At 63.6% G+C, this 17,927-nt stretch carries 17 protein-coding genes; 8 read left to right on the top strand and 9 right to left on the bottom strand.

The window, feature by feature from the left end; genetic code table 11:
* Positions 1-8: 8 nt before the first annotated feature.
* Positions 9-662, bottom strand: a complete 654-nt coding sequence (locus SM130_RS19780; protein ID WP_102826514.1) for an HAD family hydrolase — start codon at positions 660-662, stop codon at positions 9-11.
* A gap of 181 nt (positions 663-843) precedes the next feature.
* On the opposite strand from SM130_RS19780, the gene SM130_RS19775 reads away from it, so the two are divergent.
* Both SM130_RS19775 and ptsP read left to right on the top strand, forming a co-directional pair.
* Entirely contained in the window at positions 844-1,323 is a 480-nt protein-coding gene (locus SM130_RS19775; RefSeq protein ID WP_015278517.1) for an RNA pyrophosphohydrolase, read from the top strand.
* A gap of 24 nt (positions 1,324-1,347) precedes the next feature.
* Positions 1,348-3,621, top strand: a complete 2,274-nt coding sequence (gene ptsP, locus SM130_RS19770) for a phosphoenolpyruvate--protein phosphotransferase (protein ID WP_102826366.1) — start codon at positions 1,348-1,350, stop codon at positions 3,619-3,621.
* Between the two features lie 6 nt (positions 3,622-3,627).
* Here ptsP and SM130_RS19765 read toward each other — a convergent pair whose 3' ends face one another.
* Positions 3,628-4,383, bottom strand: a complete 756-nt coding sequence (locus SM130_RS19765) for an NRDE family protein (protein ID WP_102826365.1) — start codon at positions 4,381-4,383, stop codon at positions 3,628-3,630.
* Positions 4,384-4,542: 159 nt separating this feature from the next.
* Between SM130_RS19765 and SM130_RS19760 the strand changes: the two genes are divergently transcribed.
* From SM130_RS19760 to SM130_RS19745, 4 genes are all read left to right on the top strand, one after another.
* On the top strand, positions 4,543-5,325 hold the full coding sequence (locus SM130_RS19760) for a sulfite exporter TauE/SafE family protein (protein ID WP_102826364.1): 783 nt from the start codon (positions 4,543-4,545) through the stop codon (positions 5,323-5,325).
* 10 nt (positions 5,326-5,335) lie between these two features.
* Positions 5,336-6,136, top strand: a complete 801-nt coding sequence (gene lgt / locus SM130_RS19755; RefSeq protein WP_102826363.1) for a prolipoprotein diacylglyceryl transferase — start codon at positions 5,336-5,338, stop codon at positions 6,134-6,136.
* 106 nt (positions 6,137-6,242) lie between these two features.
* Positions 6,243-7,037 (top strand): thymidylate synthase, encoded by a 795-nt coding sequence (locus tag SM130_RS19750; RefSeq protein WP_102826362.1) that lies wholly within the window; start codon positions 6,243-6,245, stop codon positions 7,035-7,037.
* 86 nt (positions 7,038-7,123) lie between these two features.
* Positions 7,124-7,897 (top strand): ParA family protein, encoded by a 774-nt coding sequence (locus tag SM130_RS19745; RefSeq protein WP_102826361.1) that lies wholly within the window; start codon positions 7,124-7,126, stop codon positions 7,895-7,897.
* Positions 7,898-7,924: 27 nt separating this feature from the next.
* On the opposite strand, the gene SM130_RS19740 is transcribed toward SM130_RS19745, so the two are convergent.
* The 6 genes from SM130_RS19740 to SM130_RS19715 form a co-directional block, all read right to left on the bottom strand.
* Entirely contained in the window at positions 7,925-8,911 is a 987-nt protein-coding gene (locus tag SM130_RS19740; protein ID WP_102826360.1) for a branched-chain amino acid ABC transporter permease, read from the bottom strand.
* Positions 8,911-9,798 (bottom strand): branched-chain amino acid ABC transporter permease, encoded by an 888-nt coding sequence (locus SM130_RS19735; RefSeq protein ID WP_013981555.1) that lies wholly within the window; start codon positions 9,796-9,798, stop codon positions 8,911-8,913. The genes SM130_RS19740 and SM130_RS19735 overlap by 1 nt, the downstream gene beginning before the upstream one ends.
* On the bottom strand, positions 9,798-10,502 hold the full coding sequence (locus tag SM130_RS19730; protein ID WP_102826359.1) for an ABC transporter ATP-binding protein: 705 nt from the start codon (positions 10,500-10,502) through the stop codon (positions 9,798-9,800). The genes SM130_RS19735 and SM130_RS19730 overlap by 1 nt, the downstream gene beginning before the upstream one ends.
* Positions 10,495-11,295, bottom strand: a complete 801-nt coding sequence (locus tag SM130_RS19725) for an ABC transporter ATP-binding protein (protein WP_102826358.1) — start codon at positions 11,293-11,295, stop codon at positions 10,495-10,497. The genes SM130_RS19730 and SM130_RS19725 overlap by 8 nt, the downstream gene beginning before the upstream one ends.
* A 2-nt stretch (positions 11,296-11,297) precedes the next feature.
* Complete coding sequence (locus SM130_RS19720) at positions 11,298-12,503, bottom strand: ABC transporter substrate-binding protein (protein ID WP_102826357.1); 1,206 nt, start codon at positions 12,501-12,503, stop codon at positions 11,298-11,300.
* A 367-nt stretch (positions 12,504-12,870) separates the two neighbouring features.
* Complete coding sequence (locus SM130_RS19715; protein ID WP_102826356.1) at positions 12,871-13,680, bottom strand: universal stress protein; 810 nt, start codon at positions 13,678-13,680, stop codon at positions 12,871-12,873.
* A gap of 180 nt (positions 13,681-13,860) precedes the next feature.
* Here SM130_RS19715 and SM130_RS19710 point away from each other — a divergent pair, with 180 nt between their 5' ends.
* Both SM130_RS19710 and SM130_RS19705 read left to right on the top strand, forming a co-directional pair.
* On the top strand, positions 13,861-14,769 hold the full coding sequence (locus SM130_RS19710) for a response regulator (protein ID WP_102826355.1): 909 nt from the start codon (positions 13,861-13,863) through the stop codon (positions 14,767-14,769).
* 145 nt (positions 14,770-14,914) lie between these two features.
* Positions 14,915-15,811, top strand: a complete 897-nt coding sequence (locus tag SM130_RS19705) for a peptidoglycan DD-metalloendopeptidase family protein (RefSeq protein ID WP_102826354.1) — start codon at positions 14,915-14,917, stop codon at positions 15,809-15,811.
* A gap of 12 nt (positions 15,812-15,823) precedes the next feature.
* Here the strand turns inward: SM130_RS19705 and SM130_RS19700 are convergent, their stop codons facing one another.
* Entirely contained in the window at positions 15,824-17,926 is a 2,103-nt protein-coding gene (locus tag SM130_RS19700) for a site-2 protease family protein (RefSeq protein WP_181019293.1), read from the bottom strand.
* Position 17,927 lies beyond the last annotated feature (1 nt).

Genomic DNA, 17,927 nt, shown 5'->3' with positions numbered 1-17,927 from the left:
TTGCCGCTTCAGCGCAGCGAGATGATCTGCCAGCCACGTTCCGTGGCGATCTGGCGCAGCACCGGATCGGGGTCCACTGCCACCGGATGGGTCACGCGTTGCAGCAGCGGCAGGTCGTTACGCGAATCGCTATAGAAGTAGCTGCCTTCGAGGGACTGCTCGGTTTCGGCGAGCCAGCGCTCTATGCGCTGGACCTTGCCTTCCTGGAAGCAGGGGATATCGGTCAGGCGGCCGGTATAGCGTCCATCGCGCATCTCGCATTCGGTCGCCAGCAGCGTATCGACGCCCAGGCGCGCGGCGATCGGCCCGGTGATGAAGCGGTTGGTGGCGGTGATGATCACCACCTTGTCACCGGCTTCCAGATGCTGGCGCAGCAGCCCCTCACCCTTGCTCAACACGATGGGTTCGATGTGCTCGCGCATGAATTCGTCATGCCATTCCTGCAGTTGCGACATTTCGCTGCGCCCGAGCAGTTCCTGGCAGAAATTCTGATAGGCATGCACGTCGAGCTTGCCGGCCAGGTAGTCCTGGTAAAAGGCATCATTGCGCGCCCTGTAGTGGGTCGCGTCGACGATGCCGCGCTGGCAGAGGTATTCGCCCCAGGCATGGTCGCTGTCTCCGGCCAGCAGAGTGTTGTCGAGATCGAATAGAGCCAGGCGCACGGTTGATTTCCTCAGGTTGGTCAGGACAGCGCCAAGCATAACGGCTAGGGCGGCCTTGGCGCAGCCTCCACGGCCTTTCGCCGCGCAGGCAGGCACGTGCCGAATGGCGGCTTGCCGCGCTTTCGGCTTATTGCGGTTTTGTGGAACAATGCCGCGACATGCGTCTGCGAGGTTGTATGCCGTGATCGATTCCGATGGTTTTCGCCCGAATGTCGGCATCATCCTGACCAACGATGTCGGTCAGGTGCTGTGGGCCAGGCGGATCAATCAGGACGCCTGGCAGTTCCCGCAAGGTGGGATCAATGCTCGTGAGACCCCGGAAGAGGCGCTTTTCCGCGAACTTAACGAAGAAGTCGGGTTGGAAGAGCAGGATGTGAAGATCCTCGCCTGCACTCGAGGCTGGTTGCGCTATCGTCTGCCGCAGCGTCTGGTGCGTACCCACAGCCAGCCGCTGTGCATCGGACAGAAACAGAAGTGGTTCCTGCTGCGCCTGACCAGCGCCGAAGAGCGTGTGCGCATGGACCTGACCGGCAAGCCGGAGTTCGACGGCTGGCGCTGGGTCAGCTATTGGTATCCGCTGGGGCAGGTGGTCACCTTCAAGCGCGAGGTCTATCGTCGCGCACTTAAAGAGCTCGCACCGCGTCTACCGGTGCGGGACTGAGATTCGGGGAGAAAGCCTCTGAGCATGCTCGGTACGCTGCGCAAGATTGTCCAGGAAGTGAATGCCGCCAGGGACCTCAAGGCGGCATTGGGCATCATCGTGCTGAGAGTCAGGGAGGCCATGGGTAGCCAGGTCTGCTCGGTCTATTTGCTCGATCCGGAGACCGAACGCTTCGTCCTGATGGCCACCGAAGGTCTCAACAAGCGCGCCATCGGCAAGGTCAGCATGGCGCCCAACGAAGGCCTGGTCGGCCTGGTCGGCACCCGCGAAGAGCCGCTCAACCTCGAACACGCCTCGGAACACCCACGCTACCGCTATTTCGCCGAAACCGGCGAGGAACGCTACGCCTCCTTTCTCGGTGCGCCGATCATTCACCATCGACGGGTGATGGGTGTACTGGTCATCCAGCAGAAGGAACGCCGTCAGTTCGACGAGGGCGAAGAAGCCTTCCTGGTGACCATGAGCGCCCAGCTCGCCGGGGTCATTGCCCATGCCGAGGCGACCGGCTCGATCCGCGGCCTCGGCCGGCAGGGAAAAGGCATTCAGGAAACCCGCTTCATCGGCATTCCCGGCGCGCCCGGGGCTGGTGTCGGGACCGCGCTGGTGGTGCTGCCGCCGGCCGATCTGGATGTAGTACCAGACAAGCATATCGACAATATCGACGCCGAGCTGACGCTGTTCGAGGCCGCGTTGGAAGCCGTGCGCGCGGACATGCGCAACCTCTCGGAAAAGCTCGCCACCCAGATGCGCAAGGAAGAGCGCGCGCTGTTCGATGTGTATCTGATGATGCTCGACGACTCGGCCCTGGGCGGTGAAGTGACCAAGGTGATCCGCACCGGGCAATGGGCGCAGGGCGCGCTGCGGCAAGTGGTCAGCGAGCACGTGCGGCGTTTCGAGATGATGGACGACGCCTACCTGCGTGAGCGTGCCTCGGATGTAAAGGATATCGGCCGGCGCCTGCTTGCCTATCTGCAGGAAGCTCGCCAGCAGACCCTGACCTACCCCGACAAGACCATCCTGGTGAGCGAGGAGCTGTCGCCGGCGATGCTCGGCGAAGTGCCCGAAGGCAAGCTGGTGGGCATGGTTTCGGTACTCGGTTCGAGCAACTCGCACGTCGCCATTCTCGCGCGCGCGATGGGCATTCCCACGGTGATGGGTGCGGTGGACCTGCCGTATTCCAAGGTCGACGGCATCGAGCTGATCGTCGACGGTTACCGCGGTGAGATCATCACCAACCCGGGCAAGGTGCTGCGCGAGCAGTACGAGGTGCTCGCTGAGCAGGAGCGCCAGCTCTCCGAGGGCCTTGATGTTCTGCGCGAACTGCCTTGCGAGACCATCGACGGCCATCGCATCCCACTGTGGGTGAATACCGGTCTGCTCGCCGACGTGGTGCGCGCGCAGGAGCGCGGTGCCGAGGGTGTTGGCCTGTATCGCACCGAAGTGCCGTTCATGATCAAGGAGCGCTTCCCCAGCGAGAAGGAGCAGATGGCGATCTACCGCGAGCAGCTGGAAGCTTTCCATCCGCTGCCGGTGACCATGCGCAGCCTCGATATCGGCGGCGACAAATGCCTGCCGTACTTCCCGATCAAGGAAGAGAATCCGTTCCTCGGCTGGCGCGGTATCCGCGTTACCCTCGACCACCCCGAGATATTCCTGCTGCAGACCCGCGCCATGCTCAAGGCCAGCGCCGGGTTGGATAACCTGCGCATTCTGCTGCCGATGATTTCCGGCATCGGCGAGCTGGAAGAGGCGCTGCACCTGATCCATCGCGCCTGGTGCGAAGTGCGCGACGAAGGTCTGGATGTGGTTATGCCTCCGGTGGGCGTGATGATCGAGGTGCCGGCGGCGGTATATCTCACCCGCGAGCTGGCACGCCAGGTCGACTTCATCTCGGTCGGCTCCAACGACCTGACCCAGTATCTGCTGGCGGTCGATCGCAACAACCCACGCGTCGCTGATCTCTACGATTATCTGCACCCCGCCGTGCTTGAAGCGCTGCAACGGGTGGTCAAGGAAGCGCACAGCGAAGGCAAACCGGTGAGTATCTGCGGCGAGATGGCGGGCGACCCGGCCGCGGCCGTGCTGTTGCTGGCGATGGGCTTCGACAGCCTGTCGATGAACGCCACCAACCTGCCCAAGGTGAAATGGCTGCTGCGCCAGATCAGCTTGGATACCGCCCAGCAGCTGCTCGCGCGGGTCATGCTTCTCGATAGCCCGCAGGTGATCCACAGTACGGTTCAGCTGACCTTGCGCAACCTGGGACTGGACAAGCTGATCAACCCGTCCGCCGCCGTCTGAGCACGTTCAGCCGCGCGGCGGATGGCGGTAGCGCACCTCGCCTGACGGCCCGTACGGACCAAAACTACGCTCCAGAACATCCAGCGCGCCGTCGGCATGGCGGATCAGCGCTGTGCTGGCGCGCGTGCCGTATTCGGGGCTGACGATGAAGATGCTCGACAACCGCCGCTCCCACTCCAGCGGAACGCCTGTCTGCGGTAGTTCATGCTCGGCGGCCGGCTGCGGGTCGGCGAGCAGGGCGAGCAGGCGCGAGGTGTCTGGCTGGTCGAGCGCGGCTGCCAGCGCGGCGCGGGCCTTCTTGAGCTTCGGCCACGGCGTGTCCAGGCCAGCGTTGGACAATCCATACACGCCAGCTTCAAGGGCGGTCGCCATGCCGCTATGCGAATTGAAATGCCACAGCGATTGATGATCGCCGACCAGCAGATTGAAACCGGCATAGTCGCCATGACGCTCGGCCACTTTGGCAATGTATTCCGGTGGCGGCAGTTCTGCGCGTAGAAAACGTTCCGGCAGCTCGCCGCGCGAACGCAGGGCGGTCGGCTGGCCCGGCGCTCGGATGTTGGTCAGCGCGGCGAAGCGTCCACCGGTGGTGATGCCCATCCAGGTGCCGCCGGCCTGCAGGTCGCGCCCGGCGATGACCCAGGGCGCGTCCTCCCAATGTCCCAGGGGCTGGCTGGGTCGAGCGTGGAATTCATCACGGTTGGCCGCGACCACCAGTGGCTGGGTGTGGTCCGGGCGCCAGGCGAAGACGATCAGGCACATGGAAATCTACTCTCTTGGCCAGACCCACAAGAGTACAGGCGTAGCACTTACCTGAGCCACCGCCGGGCGGGCTGTGCGTCTGCCGGTGCGCGTATCCGGGCGAGCCTCCCGCGCGGGTTTTCCGCTAACATGCCGCTTTGTTTCGCCGGGACGGGGCACATGGAGTTTCTGCTGTATCTGCTGCTGGGCGGCTTTGCCGGAGTGCTGGCCGGGCTGTTTGGTGTGGGTGGAGGGCTGATCATCGTGCCAGTGCTGGTATTCAGTTTCAGCGCCCAGGGGTTTTCCCAGGAGATTCTTACTCACCTGGCCGTCGGGACGTCGCTGGCCACGATTGTCTTCACCTCGGTCAATTCGATTCTCACCCACCACCGCAAGGGAGCGGTGCGCTGGCCGATGGTGCTGTGGATGACCTTCGGTATTCTGCTTGGCGCAGCCCTCGGCAGCCTGACCGCGGCGGCGATCCAGGGCCCGATGCTGCAGAAGATCATCGGTGTGTTTGCCCTGGCGATGGCGGTGCAGATGGGGTTCGATTTGCGACCCAAGGCCACCGGCCAAGCGCCTGGACGACCAGAGCTATCACTGGTTGGCGTGGTGATCGGCTGGGCATCGGCCATTTTCGGCATCGGCGGCGGATCGCTGTCGGTGCCCTATCTGACCTGGCGCAGCGTGCAGATGCAGCAGGCCGTGGCGACATCAGCGGCGTGCGGCCTGCCGATTGCCATCGCCGGGGCGTTGAGTTTCATGGTGGTTGGTTGGGATGAGCCGCAGCTGCCGGACTGGAGCCTGGGCTTCGTCTATCTGCCGGCCATGCTCGGTATCGCCGCGACAAGCATGTTTTCCGCCCGGCTGGGTGCAAAGCTGGCGCATCGCCTGTCGGCAAAGGTTCTGAAACGGCTGTTCGCTCTGCTGCTGCTGAGCGTCGGCATCAATTTTCTGGTTTGAGGAGTAACGGATGCTGCCCTATCCGCAGATCGATCCGGTGGCCATCGCCATCGGTCCCTTGCAGATTCACTGGTACGGCCTGATGTACCTGATCGGCATCGGCGGCGCCTGGTGGTTGGCCTCGCTGCGGGTGCAACGCTTCGCCCCCGAGTGGCCCAAGGACAAACTGTCCGATCTGGTGTTCTGGGTGGCCATGGGCGTGATCGTCGGCGGGCGCCTGGGTTACGTGCTGTTCTATGACCTGGCGGCCTACATCAATCAGCCGAGCCTGATCCTGCAGGTGTGGAAGGGCGGCATGTCGTTCCACGGCGGGCTGATCGGCGTGCTGCTGTGCAGCTGGATCTTCGCCCGGCGCAACGGCAAGAGCTTCTTCGAGCTGATGGATTTCATCGCGCCATTCGTGCCGATCGGCTTGGGTGCCGGGCGCATCGGCAATTTCATCAATGCCGAACTGTGGGGCAAGGCCACCGATGTGCCTTGGGCGATGGTTTTTCCGACCGATCCGCAGCAGCTGGCGCGGCACCCGTCGCAGCTCTATCAGTTCGCCCTGGAAGGTGTCGCGCTGTTCGTCATCCTCTGGCTCTATTCGCGCAAGCCACGGCCGACCATGGCGGTGTCCGGGCTGTTCGCGGTGTGCTACGGCATCTTCCGCTTCATCGTTGAGTTCGTCCGCGTACCGGATGCGCAGCTGGGGTATCTGGCGTTCGGCTGGCTGACCATGGGGCAGGTGCTTTGCGTGCCGATGGTGCTGCTCGGCGCGGGAATGATCGCCTGGGGTTATCGCCGCGACGCCAGTCGGGCTCCGGCCTGAGTCCGAAGGCCTGCCTGTCGCCGCAATGGCGACAAGTGGGCCCAGGGCTTTTACTATTCGCGCAGCCTTTTTTCACCGCGCTTCGGCGCCTGCTTCGAGCCAATCGATGAAACAGTATCTCGACCTGATGCGCCACGTGCGCGACCACGGCACCTTCAAGACCGACCGCACCGGCACCGGCACCTACAGCGTGTTCGGCCATCAGATGCGCTTCGACCTTGCCGACGGCTTCCCGCTGATCACCACCAAGAAGTGCCATCTCAAATCCATCATCCACGAGCTGCTGTGGTTCCTTCAGGGCGACACCAACATCAAGTACCTGAAGGAAAACGGCGTGCGCATCTGGGATGAGTGGGCCGACGAGAACGGCGAGCTGGGCCCGGTGTACGGCTATCAGTGGCGCTCCTGGCCAGCGCCGAATGGTGAATCCATCGACCAGATTTCGAACCTGCTGGCGATGATCAAGAAGAATCCGGACTCGCGTCGCCTGATCGTCTCGGCCTGGAACCCGGCTCTGGTCGAACAGATGGCATTGCCGCCGTGCCACGCGTTGTTCCAGTTCTACGTTGCCGACGGCAAGCTCAGCTGCCAGCTGTACCAGCGCTCGGCCGACATTTTCCTTGGTGTGCCTTTCAACATCGCCAGTTACGCGCTGCTGACGCTGATGGTGGCGCAGGTCTGCGATCTGCAACCGGGCGAGTTCATCTGGAGTGGCGGCGACTGCCATCTCTATGCCAACCACCTCGAACAGGCCGACCTGCAGCTGACGCGCGAGCCGCTGCCGTTGCCGACCATGAAGCTCAATCCCGAGGTGAAGGACCTGTTTGCCTTCCGCTTCGAGGACTTCGAACTGGTCGGTTACGAAGCGCATCCGCACATCAAGGCACCCGTTGCCGTCTGACTTTGGTCGGGTTTGCCGCTGCGCTTAACCTGGCCGTCACATTTGCCGTATAGACTCGACCGCTCAGGGTTTTCGAGGATCGAGTCATGCGCAGGGTCGTGTTCAATCAGAAGGGCGGTGTCGGCAAGTCGAGCATCGCCTGCAACCTGGCAGCGGTCAGTGCATCGCAGGGCTACCGCACGCTGCTGGTGGATCTGGACGCCCAGGCCAATTCCACGCACTACCTGACAGGGCTGACCGGCGACGCGATCCCCACCGGCATTGCCGACTTCTTCAAGCAGATCCTCGCTGGCGGCACGGCTGGCAAGAAGGCGCGCCCGCCAATCCTTGAAACGGCCTTCGATCACTTGCATCTGATCAGTGCCACGGCGGAGTTGGCCGACCTGCAGCCCAAGTTGGAGGCCAAGCACAAGATCAACAAGCTGCGCAAATTGCTCGACGGCCTTGCTGAAGACTACGACCGCATCTACCTCGACACCCCGCCAGCGTTGAATTTCTACACCGTTTCAGCGCTGATAGCGGCGGACCGCTGCCTGATCCCCTTCGACTGCGACAGTTTCTCCCGTCAGGCGCTGTACAGCCTGCTGGACGAGATCGAGGAGATGAAGGACGACCACAACGAGACGCTCGAGGTCGAGGGCATCGTGGTCAATCAGTTCCAGCCACGGGCTGCGCTGCCTCAGCAGATGATCGATGAATTGCTGAGCGAAGGGCTGCCAGTGCTGCCGGTCTACCTGATGAGCTCGGTGAAGATGCGCGAGTCGCACCAGGCCTGTACGCCGCTGGTCTACCTGGACCCGCGGCACAAGCTGAGCCAGCAGTTCGTCGAGCTGCATGATCTGCTCGAAGCGCACGGCTGAACCTGACCGGAGTTGCGCCTGGCAGCCTCAGTCGTCAGTGCGCCGCTCCAGCTTCTTGCCCAGTCTTGACGCATAGAATTCACCGATCATCCCGCGGCGGAACACCAGCACGCAGACCATGAAGATGATGCCGGTGACCAGCGTCACCGGTAACTCCGAGGTGGCGAAGTAGTTGCCCAGCGTGGTCACCAGCGCTGCGCCGAATACCGGCCCGACCAGCGTGCCGATACCGCCGAGCAGGGTCATCAGTACCACCTCGCCGGACATCTGCCAGCTGACGTCGGTCAGCGTGGCGAACTGGAACACCAGCGCCTTCAAACCGCCGGCCAGCCCCGCCAGGGCGGCGGACATGACGAAGGCGCCGAGTTTGTAGCGCGACACCGAATAGCCCAGCGAGATGGCGCGGTTCTCGTTCTCGCGAATCGAGCGCAGGATCATGCCGTACGGCGAGTGAATCACGCGCCAGATCAGCAGCATGCCGGCGAGGAACACCGAGAGTACGAAGAAGTACATGTACAGCGGTTCTTCCAGGTCGATGAAGCCGAACAGGTGGCCGCGCGGGATGTTCTGGATGCCATCTTCGCCATGGGTGAACGAGGCCTGCAGGCAGAAGAAAAAGAACATCTGCGACAGCGCCAAGGTGATCATCGTGGAATAGATGCCCTGCCGGCGGATCGCCAGAAAGCCGATGATCAGCCCGAGAAACGCCGCGCCGGCAACACCGACCAGAATGCCCAGCTCCGGCGGCAGCCCCCATTCCTTGACCGCATGGGCGGTGAAATAGGCGGCGCCGCCGAAGAACGCCGCATGGCCGAAGGAGAGAATGCCGGTGTAGCCGAGTAGCAGGTTGAAGGCGCAGGCGAAGAGAGCGAAGCACAGCACCTTCATCAGGAAAATCGGATAGAAGTAGAACGGCGCCAAGGCCAGCGCGAGCACACCGACGAGGATCAGCACGGTTTCCAGGCGCAGCAGCGGGCGTTTGGTGGTCGGCGTGACGTTTATCTGGCTGTTCATCAGGCGTCCCTCCCCATCAGCCCGGCCGGGCGCACCAGCAGCACGATCGCCATGATCACGAAGATCACGATGTTGGAGGCCTCCGGATAGAACACCTTGGTCAGCCCTTCGAGAATGCCCAGCATGTAGCCGGTGATTATGGCGCCGAGGATAGAGCCCATGCCACCAACCACCACCACGGCGAACACCACGATGATCAGGTTCGAGCCCATCAGCGGACTGACCTGGTAGATCGGCGCGGCGAGCATGCCGGCCAGGCCGGCCAGCGCCGCGCCCATGCCGTAGGTGAAGGTCAGCAGCAGCGGTACGTTGATGCCGAAGGTGCGCACCAGCGTCGGGTTTTCCGTGGCGGCACGCAGGTAGGCGCCGAGCTTGGTCTTTTCGATCAGCAGCCAGCTGGCGATGCAGATCACCAGCGAGGCCAGCACCACCCAGGCGCGGTATTTGGGCAGGAACATGAAGCCCAGGTTGTAGCCGCCGGCGAGCTCTTTCGGCACCGCGTAGGGCTGCCCGGAGGAGCCATAGAAGTAGCGGAACGCGCCTTCCAGGGCGAGCGCCAGGCCGAAGGTGAAGAGCAGGCTGTAGAGGTGGTCGAGGTTGTACAGCCGCGACAGCGCCAGGCGCTCGATCACCGCGCTGCACAGGCCGACGATGATTGGCGCAAGGATCAGCGCCGGCCAGTAGCCGATGCCGAGGGTGGCCAGCAGCAGGTAGCCGGCGAAGGCGCCGATCATGTACTGCGCGCCGTGGGCAAAGTTGATGATCTTCAGCATGCCGAAGATGATCGCCAGGCCCAGGCTGAGCATGGCGTAGAACGAGCCGTTGATCAGGCCGATCAGCAGCTGGCCGAGAAAGGCCTGGATCGGCACATCGAAAATCGTCGTCATCAGACCCCCAGGGCTTCGTTGAGCATGGTCATGCGGCCGGGCAGATCGCTGACGTCGAAGGTGTCGATGACCTTGCCGTGGTCGACCACATAGAAACGGTCGGCGACCTTGCTGGCGAAGCGAAAATTCTGCTCCACCAGCAGAATGGTCATGCCGCGTTGCTTGAGCGTCTGCAGGACCTCGCCGATGCGCTGGATGATCACCGGCGCCAGGCCTTCGGTGGGTTCGTCGAGCAGCAGCAGCTTGGCGCCCGTGCGCAGGATGCGCGCCATCGCCAGCATCTGCTGTTCACCACCGGAGAGCTTTGTGCCGGAACTCTTGCGCCGCTCTTCGAGGTTGGGGAACAACTGATAGATCTCCGCCAGGGTCATGCCGCCTTTGGCGACCACCGGTGGCAGGGTGAGGTTCTCCTCGACGGTGAGGGTGGAAAAGATGCCGCGTTCCTCCGGCACGTAGCCGATGCCGTGGCGGGCGGTGCGGTGCAGCGGTACGCGCAGCATGTCCTTGCCGTCGAAGCGGATGCTGCCGCTCCGCTTGCGGATGATGCCGACGATCGAACGCAGCGCAGTGGTCTTGCCCACACCGTTGCGGCCGAGCAGGGTTACCGTTTCGCCCTGGTGCACGTCGAGGTCGATGCCGTGCAGGGCATGGCTTTCGCCGTACCAGGCGTTGAGGTCGCGCACGCTGAGCAGTGGTTCAGTCATCGTCGGTCCCCATGTAGGCCACGCGTACGCGCTCGTCCTGGCTGACCGTGCGGTAGTCGCCGGAGGTCAGGATTTCGCCGCGCTGCAGCACCGTGACCTGATGGCAAAGGTCGGCGACGACCTTGAGGTTGTGCTCGACCATCAGCACTGCGCGTTGGGTGGCGACCTCGCGGATGATCTCGGCCACCACGTGCACGTCTTCGTGGCCCATGCCGGCCATGGGTTCGTCCAGCAGCAGCACCTTGGGCTCCAGCGCCAGGGTGGTGGCGATTTCCAGCACGCGCTTGCGCCCGTAGGAGAGATCGGCCGCCAACTCGTTGCGCTTGTCGGCCAAGCCGACCGACTCGATCAGCTGCATGGCGCGCTCGTTGAGCCGATTGAGCGAGCGCATCGGCAGCCAGAATTGCGTGGCCAGGCCGCCCGGGCGTTGCAGGGCGACGCGCACGTTGTCCAGTACCGACAGATGTGGGAACACCGCCGATATCTGGAACGAGCGCACCAGGCCCATGCGCGCCACCTTGGCCGGGTCGGTGCGGGTGATGTCATGGTCGAGCAGGCGGATGGTTCCGCTGGTGGGCTGTAGGAACTTGGTCAGCAGGTTGAACACCGTGGTCTTGCCCGCGCCGTTGGGGCCGATCAGGGCGTGCACCCGTGCGTGGCGCACGTCCAGATCGACATCGTTGACCGCGACGAAGCCGCCGAACTCCTTGCGCAGGCCACGCGCCGAGAGCATGACCGGTGTGTCCCCGTCGGCGCCCGGCCCGCTGCCGATGATGCCTTGGGCAGCCGCCATGCTCACTGTCCGACCAGATCGCAGCCGCTGTCGGCTGGCTTGATATAGGCCTCATCGCCCGGCACGGTGGCCAGCACCTTGTAGTAGTCCCAGGCGCGTTTGCTTTCCTCGGGCTTCTTCACTTCCATTAGGTAGACATCGCTGATCAGCCGGCCATTGGCGCCGACCTTGGCGTTGCGCGCGAAGACGTCGTCCACTGGCATCTCGTGCATCGCCTTGGCCACTGGCTCGGTGGCGTCGGTGCCGGCCTTCTCTATCGCCTTGAGGTACTGCATGACGCCGGAGTAGGTGCCGGCATGGACCATGTTCGGCATACGCCCGGTGCGCTTGAAGAAGCGCTCGCCGAACTCGCGGGACTGGTCGTCGCGATCCCAGTAGAAGCTTTCGGTCAGGGTCAATCCCTGGGCGGCGTCTAGCCCCAAGCCATGGACCTCGGCGAGGGTGAACAGCAAGGCGGCGAGGCGTTGCCCGCTGGCGACAATGCCGAACTCGGCGGCCTGCTTGATGCTGTTGGCGGTATCCAGGCCGGCATTGGCCAGGCCGATGACCTTGGCTCCAGAGGATTGCGCCTGCAGCAGGAATGATGAGTAATCGGTACTGGCCAGTGGATGACGCACCGCGCCCTTGACCTCGCCACCCTTGGATTTGACGAACTTGCCGGTCTGCTCCTCTAGTGAATAACCGAAGGCATAGTCGGCCGTGAGGAAATACCAGCTGTCGCCACCCTGGGACACCAGCGCGCCGCCAGTGCCGACCGCCAGCGCGTGAGTGTCATAGGCCCAATGGAAACCGTAGGGCGAGCACTGCTTGCCGGTCAGTTCGGTGGTGGCGGCACCGGTCACTAGGTTGATCTTTTTCTTGCTCTTGGAAATGCCCTGTACCGCCAGCGCCACCGAGGAGGTGGTCAGCTCCATGATCGCGTCGACCTGCTCGCGGTCATACCACTGCCGCGAGATGTTGGAGGCGATGTCCGGCTTGTTCTGGTGATCGGCGGTGACGATCTCGATGGGCGCGTCGAGTACCTTGCCGCCGAAGTCCTCTGCAGCCATCTTCGCTGCCTCGAACGACCACTTGCCGCCGAAGTCGGCGTACACGCCCGACTGGTCGTTGAGAATGCCGATCTTTACCTTGCCGTCGGAAATTTCCGCCGAGGCGGGGACGGCGACCACGGCCGTCAGGGTTGCCGCTGCGATTGCTGAAAGCTTCATGCGTATCTCCTTGCACGGTTTGCTCGGCATACGGGCTCGCCCCATGCGAAGCGGTCCGTATGGGCGGGTTAGGGGAAAGCTGGGCGGGTGGTCAGGCGCGTAATGCTGATTGCCGGCTGGCTGAGTCCAGCGGGCTGGCTTTGAGGTCCGTACGGCGAACGCAAGCGTGCGCGGGGCGCCACTTCGTCGTGGAACGTCAGAAATTCGGGTGCTGAAAAGCGGAACCAGAAACGAGTCGAAGCGATGCACATGGGCGTCTTCTTCTTATTGTTGTTCTGGCTCTAAACGTAGCAGGGCTTTTGCGGGGCGCAACCTGACGGTCACGCATCGAGTCTGGCGCGCGCCCTTGGATGGGCGCGCCAGGGGGCTAGCGGGCGATCAGAAGGTCGCAGGGCGGGTTGTCGAGAAATTGCCGTGCCAGGCTGCCGAGCAGCGCGCTGCTCATTTCGCCGCGGCTGTGGCTGCCCAGGGCCAGCAGTTGCGGTTGCAGGTCACGCAAGGCGGCCTCCATGCAGTTGCTGCGTTCGCCCTGATAGAGGCTGTAGCTAAGCAGTGCCCCGGTGTCCGGCAACTGTTGGCGGATGTCTTCGATCAACTGATCGAACAGTTCCTGCTGCAGCGCCAGGCCCTCATGATCGGGGCCATGTACCTCGGCCATTTCGTGTACATGCAGCGCATGCAGCTCGGCGCCATCACCGAGCAGTGCCCAGGCGTACTGCATGGCGCGGGTGGCGCAACGGGAGAAGTCCAGTGCGGCCATTGCACGTTGGTACGGGGCGTCCGGGGTGATCGCCAGCAGCATCGGCGCCGGGCTTTCCAGCATGATGCGTTCCAGCGTGGTTCCGGCGAAGCCCTGGCCCGACCGCTTGTGATGGCGGCCGAGGATCAGCAGGTCGGCCTCCAGGCCCGCAGCTTGCGTGAGGATCTCCTCCACCGGCTGGCCGCGGCGAATCCAGGGTTCGGACCCACTCAGCGCGTTCTGCTGCAAGCGTTGTTGCAGGAGTGTGCGTGCCTGCTGCTCGTCGCTCTCGGCGTCGCGCTCATCAAGCACGTAGAGCAGGCTGATGCGGGCGCCGGTCTCGCGCGCCAGCCGGGCGGCTCGCTGCAGGGCGAGATCGGCGTCCGGGCTGAGATCGTGGGCGACGAGAATGTGCTGAACCCGATTTTGCTGAAGCATGGGTGGCCTCGCGAAGCTGGCGAAAGCCGCAAGTATGCCGTGGCGTCAGGGTCATGTCCCGACCATGAGTCAACGTCACCGCTTTGATCGGGCGCAACAACTTTGCTGGCAATGACCTGTCGTGCTTTTGTCGATTCGATCCTGCCGCTATGCTTGCCGGCATTCGAGCAGGAGTTAAGGATGAGCAAGGTCAGTGTGCTGGTAGTGGATGACGCGCCCTTTATCCGGGATCTGGTAAAGAAGGCGCTCCGTAGTCACTTTCCGGGCATTCGCATCGAGGATGCGGTCAACGGGCGCAAGGCCCAACAGATGCTCAGCCGTGAGCGCTTCGACCTGATTCTCTGCGATTGGGAAATGCCGGAGATGTCGGGGCTGGAGCTGCTTAGCTGGTGTCGTACCCAGGATGCGCTGAAGACAACACCGTTCATCATGGTCACCAGTCGTGGCGACAAGGAGAACGTGGTGCAGGCCATTCAGGCCGGCGTTTCGGACTTCGTCGGCAAGCCGTTTACCAATGAGCAGCTCACCGGCAAGGTGCGCAAGGCTCTCGGCCGTGCCGGCAAGCTGGATGCCCTGGCCGCCAGCGCCCCGACCAGGACCCTGGCAACCGGCATGGCCAATGATTCGCTGGCTGCGCTCACCGGCGGAAAGGCCGAGGTTGTGCGACCCGCCGCGCCTGCCACGGAAAGCAAAGCCTCACCGCTGATTCAGCCCAGCGCCGCGCCTGCCAGCGCACCGGCGGGCGCTGCGTCCGGGCGAGGGCAGGGCCAGTTGCGCCTGGCCAATGGCAGCGTCGCCTGCATGATCAAGGCGTTGAGCCTCAAGGAGGCGTTGCTGGTGGTCAAGCGCGGCGAGCAGCTGCCGCAGGTGCTGGAAAGCGCCGTGCTCGATCTTGAGCAGGGCGAGGGCGGTGAGGTTGCCCGGCTCAACGGCTATCTGCACGCCGTTGCAGCTTTCGAACCCAAGCCGGACAGCGAGTGGCTGCAGCTTTCGTTCCGCTTCGTCGATCGCGACCCGCAGAAGATGGATTATCTGTCGCGCCTGATCGCCCGCGGCACGGCGCAGCGGCACTTCGTTCCAGGCGCCTGAGCAGCCCGGGGCAGGCGACCGTTCGGCGCCTGCCACCCTCTACAAGCTGAAGAGCATCACACGCCGACGGTCGGTGGCTCGCGCAGGCCAGTCGCCACTGCTAGTCTCTGCGCTCCAACACCATAATCACTAGAAATCTGCCGTTATGCTGGGGCGCATCCTTCTGTTGCTCGGACTGCCACTGCTGGCCTCGCCAGCGCTGGCCCTGACCATCTACAAATACACCGACGCCAATGGGGTCGTGACCTACAGCGACCAGGCAGCGCCTGGTTCGCAGGTGTTCGTCTTCCGTGATCGCATGGTGGAAAAGCTCGATACCCAGGTTCGCCTGGAAACCCGCAAGCATGAAGCGGGCGAGACACTGCTGGTGCGCAACGACCTGTTCGCGCCGGTGGATATCGAGCTGAAGCTGGATAACCTCGATAACGTCATCGGTGCGCCGGCCAAGCCGATTCGCTGGGTATTGCCGCCGCGCAGCCAGATTCGCCTGGCGACCCTGGCGCCGCGTGATGCCTCCAAACCGCTCAAGTACACGCCCAAGCTGCGCCATGCGCTGGGTGATCCGCGTCTGATTCCCAAGCCCTACAAATACCCGCTGCCCTGGCGCGGCGGTCCGTTCCGCCTGACCCAGGGCGCTAACGGCCAATACAGCCACTTCACGCCCAAGGGGCGTTACGCGGTGGATATCGCCATGCCGGAGGGCACGCCCATCGTCGCGGCGCGTGGTGGCATGGTGGTAAAGGTTGAGAACGAGCAAAGCGGGCGCGGCAACAACCCGGCCGGCAACTTCGTGCGCATCATGCATGACGACGGCACCATGGGCGTCTACCTGCATCTGATGAAAGGCTCGGTCGCGGTGCGTGAAGGTCAGTGGATCGAAACCGGTACGCGTATCGCGCGCTCCGGCAACACCGGCAACAGCACCGGCCCGCACCTGCACTTCGTGGTGCAGCGCAACGTCGGCCTTGCCATCGAGTCGATCCCTTTCGATTTCTCGCAGCCGGTCAACAGCCTGCCGAACTTCGCCGTTGGCGGTGAATAAGGCCAGTCATAATCAGAAGCCTGCTTCGCGCAGGAGCACGCTAAGGGCGTTGCGCAGGTAGCGCCCGGCCAGCGATTCCCTCTCTCCATGAATCACCAGTGTGCCCCGCCAGGATTGGCCGGCCAGCGCGCCGACAGGTGACTCCACCGCCAGCGTCACCCGATAGAGCCCATGCTCGGGAATCAATTGCCCGCGTCGTTCACGAACCAGCACATGGCCGCCGGTCTGTGCGGCCAGACGACCGTCATCGAGCACGCGGGTAGCGTCGATATCGACATGGCTGACCCTCAGCTGCAGTACCGTCCCATCGCCCCCATCGGTGACGAAACGCGCCGAGCTCCCCGGCTGGATGCGTTTGACCGCTTCCTCGTCGAGATAGGTTTCAACCCGGTAGCCCTCGTCACCAACCAGCAAGGCCAGGCGTTCTTTGTCGGCCAGCCATTGGCCGGGATGCAGGTCCGGGTCGAGATCGTAGAGGCGGCCGGTGAACGGTGCGCTCGGCTCGTAGCGAGCCAGCTCACGGTTCAGCCCTGCAAACTCGGCTTCGGCAGTCGCCAACTCCTCCTGAGCGCTCTGCAGGCGATTCCGTGAATCGCTACCGAAGCTGGCAGAAGCCGCCAACCAGCGCAGCCGCTCGAGTTGCGCCGCCGCTGTTTCACGTCGCGCAAGCAGGGTTGGTGAGACCATGCGGGCGATTGGCTCGCCTGCGGCGACGAGGCTGCCTTCTGCATGGGGCATCTCCGCCAGCTGAGCAGGGCCTGGCGCATGCACCGGCCATACTGCGACAGGGCTCAGCATGCCGCTGGCGCTGATCCGCCCAGGCCAAGGTACCAGCGCCAGGGCAAGCAGCAGTGTTAGCAGCAGGAAGGTCAGCAGGCTACGCCGGCGGCGGCGAATCGCCGGCCAGCGTTGCTGCCATGCACGTAACTCTTGGCGGATTGGCATCAGGATGAACCAGGCGATCTCGACCACGAACAGCAGGATGCCGATGGCCTTGACGGCAAAGTGATAGACCAGCACGGCGATGCCGAGAAACACCACCAGGCGGTAAGCCCAGGTGACCCAGGCGAAGACGATCAGCGCGCGCTCCTTGCCGGCAGCAAAACGTTCAGGGCGCTCCTCGCCCAGGTCGAACAGCCACTCACGCAATTTCCAGCGGGCCAGGGCGAAGCTGCGCTCGTGCAGGTTCGGCATGTCCAGCCAGTCCGAGAGGATGAAGTAGCCATCGAAGCGCATGAAGGGGCTGGCGTTGATCGCCAGTGTGGCGATCCAGCTGGTGGTCGCCAGCACGAAAGCGGCAGAGCGTAGCTCGCCATCTGGCAAAAGCCCCCAGGCCAGCGTCGCCCAGGCTGCCACGGCCAGTTCGGTGACGATGCCCGCCGCCGCGATGCGCAGGCGCTGCCAGCGGCTGGTAAGGCGCCAGGTCTCGTTGGTATCCGTATACGCCATCGGCCAGAGCACAAGAAAGGCCACACCCATGGTCGGCACCCGGCATCCGTAGCGCTTGGCGGTGAAGGCGTGCCCCAATTCGTGCAGCAGCTTGACCACGATCAGTGCCACGCCATAGGCAGCCAGGCCGCTCCAGGTGAAGGTATCCACCAGCGACGCGGCGAAGTGTTCCCAGTGTCGGGCGACCTGAGTCAGCCCAAGCAGCAGCGCTGCAAGCGTCAACAGAGCAAAGCTGCGGCTGCTGAAGCGAGCGGCCAGACCCTGCCAACGGCCGAGCCAGGCATCCGGACGAACCAGGGGCACACGGAAGAACAAGTAATGATGCAGCAACCATTTGAAGCGGCTGCCGCGAGCCTTGCTCAGGCGCTCGGCCTGCTGGCGAGCATTGCCGGGACGCGCCTGCAGCAGTTGGTTCTCGCCAAGAAAACGCGATACCTGTTCGATATCGTCAACCCCCAGGTGCAGAGTCGAATCCTGACTGACACTCTCGGCAATGGCCTCGGCGTCGGCGATCGACCAACGGCGCAGTACCTCGAACGTCAACCAGTCGATGCTGAAAAAGCGGTTGCGAGTTGGGTCGTGCAGCGTCCAGCTCGGCTGGCCGTCAGCCAGCTTCGGGCCGGGCAGCAGGGCGAGCTCCTCGCGTAGCAGGGGCCAGGAGGTCACG

The sequence above is a fragment of the Stutzerimonas stutzeri genome, assembly GCF_038561965.1.
In the GTDB taxonomy this organism is placed as follows: Bacteria; Pseudomonadota; Gammaproteobacteria; order Pseudomonadales; family Pseudomonadaceae; genus Stutzerimonas; species Stutzerimonas stutzeri_AA.
The sequence above is the reverse complement of the archived record's forward strand: the minus strand, read 5'-3'. Positions and strand labels throughout refer to the sequence as shown.

Bases quoted from the DNA above. Each gene is read 5' to 3' on its own strand.
- ptsP (WP_102826366.1), top strand. From the start codon at position 1,348: ATGCTCGGTACGCTGCGCAAGATTGTCCAGGAAGTGAATGCCGCCAGG.
- SM130_RS19765 (WP_102826365.1), bottom strand. From the start codon at position 4,383: ATGTGCCTGATCGTCTTCGCCTGGCGCCCGGACCACACCCAGCCACTG.
- SM130_RS19760 (WP_102826364.1), top strand. From the start codon at position 4,543: ATGGAGTTTCTGCTGTATCTGCTGCTGGGCGGCTTTGCCGGAGTGCTG.
- lgt (WP_102826363.1), top strand. From the start codon at position 5,336: ATGCTGCCCTATCCGCAGATCGATCCGGTGGCCATCGCCATCGGTCCC.
- SM130_RS19750 (WP_102826362.1), top strand. From the start codon at position 6,243: ATGAAACAGTATCTCGACCTGATGCGCCACGTGCGCGACCACGGCACC.
- SM130_RS19745 (WP_102826361.1), top strand. From the start codon at position 7,124: ATGCGCAGGGTCGTGTTCAATCAGAAGGGCGGTGTCGGCAAGTCGAGC.
- SM130_RS19740 (WP_102826360.1), bottom strand. From the start codon at position 8,911: ATGAACAGCCAGATAAACGTCACGCCGACCACCAAACGCCCGCTGCTG.
- SM130_RS19735 (WP_013981555.1), bottom strand. From the start codon at position 9,798: ATGACGACGATTTTCGATGTGCCGATCCAGGCCTTTCTCGGCCAGCTG.
- SM130_RS19730 (WP_102826359.1), bottom strand. From the start codon at position 10,502: ATGACTGAACCACTGCTCAGCGTGCGCGACCTCAACGCCTGGTACGGC.
- SM130_RS19725 (WP_102826358.1), bottom strand. From the start codon at position 11,295: ATGGCGGCTGCCCAAGGCATCATCGGCAGCGGGCCGGGCGCCGACGGG.
- SM130_RS19720 (WP_102826357.1), bottom strand. From the start codon at position 12,503: ATGAAGCTTTCAGCAATCGCAGCGGCAACCCTGACGGCCGTGGTCGCC.
- SM130_RS19715 (WP_102826356.1), bottom strand. From the start codon at position 13,680: ATGCTTCAGCAAAATCGGGTTCAGCACATTCTCGTCGCCCACGATCTC.
- SM130_RS19710 (WP_102826355.1), top strand. From the start codon at position 13,861: ATGAGCAAGGTCAGTGTGCTGGTAGTGGATGACGCGCCCTTTATCCGG.
- SM130_RS19705 (WP_102826354.1), top strand. From the start codon at position 14,915: ATGCTGGGGCGCATCCTTCTGTTGCTCGGACTGCCACTGCTGGCCTCG.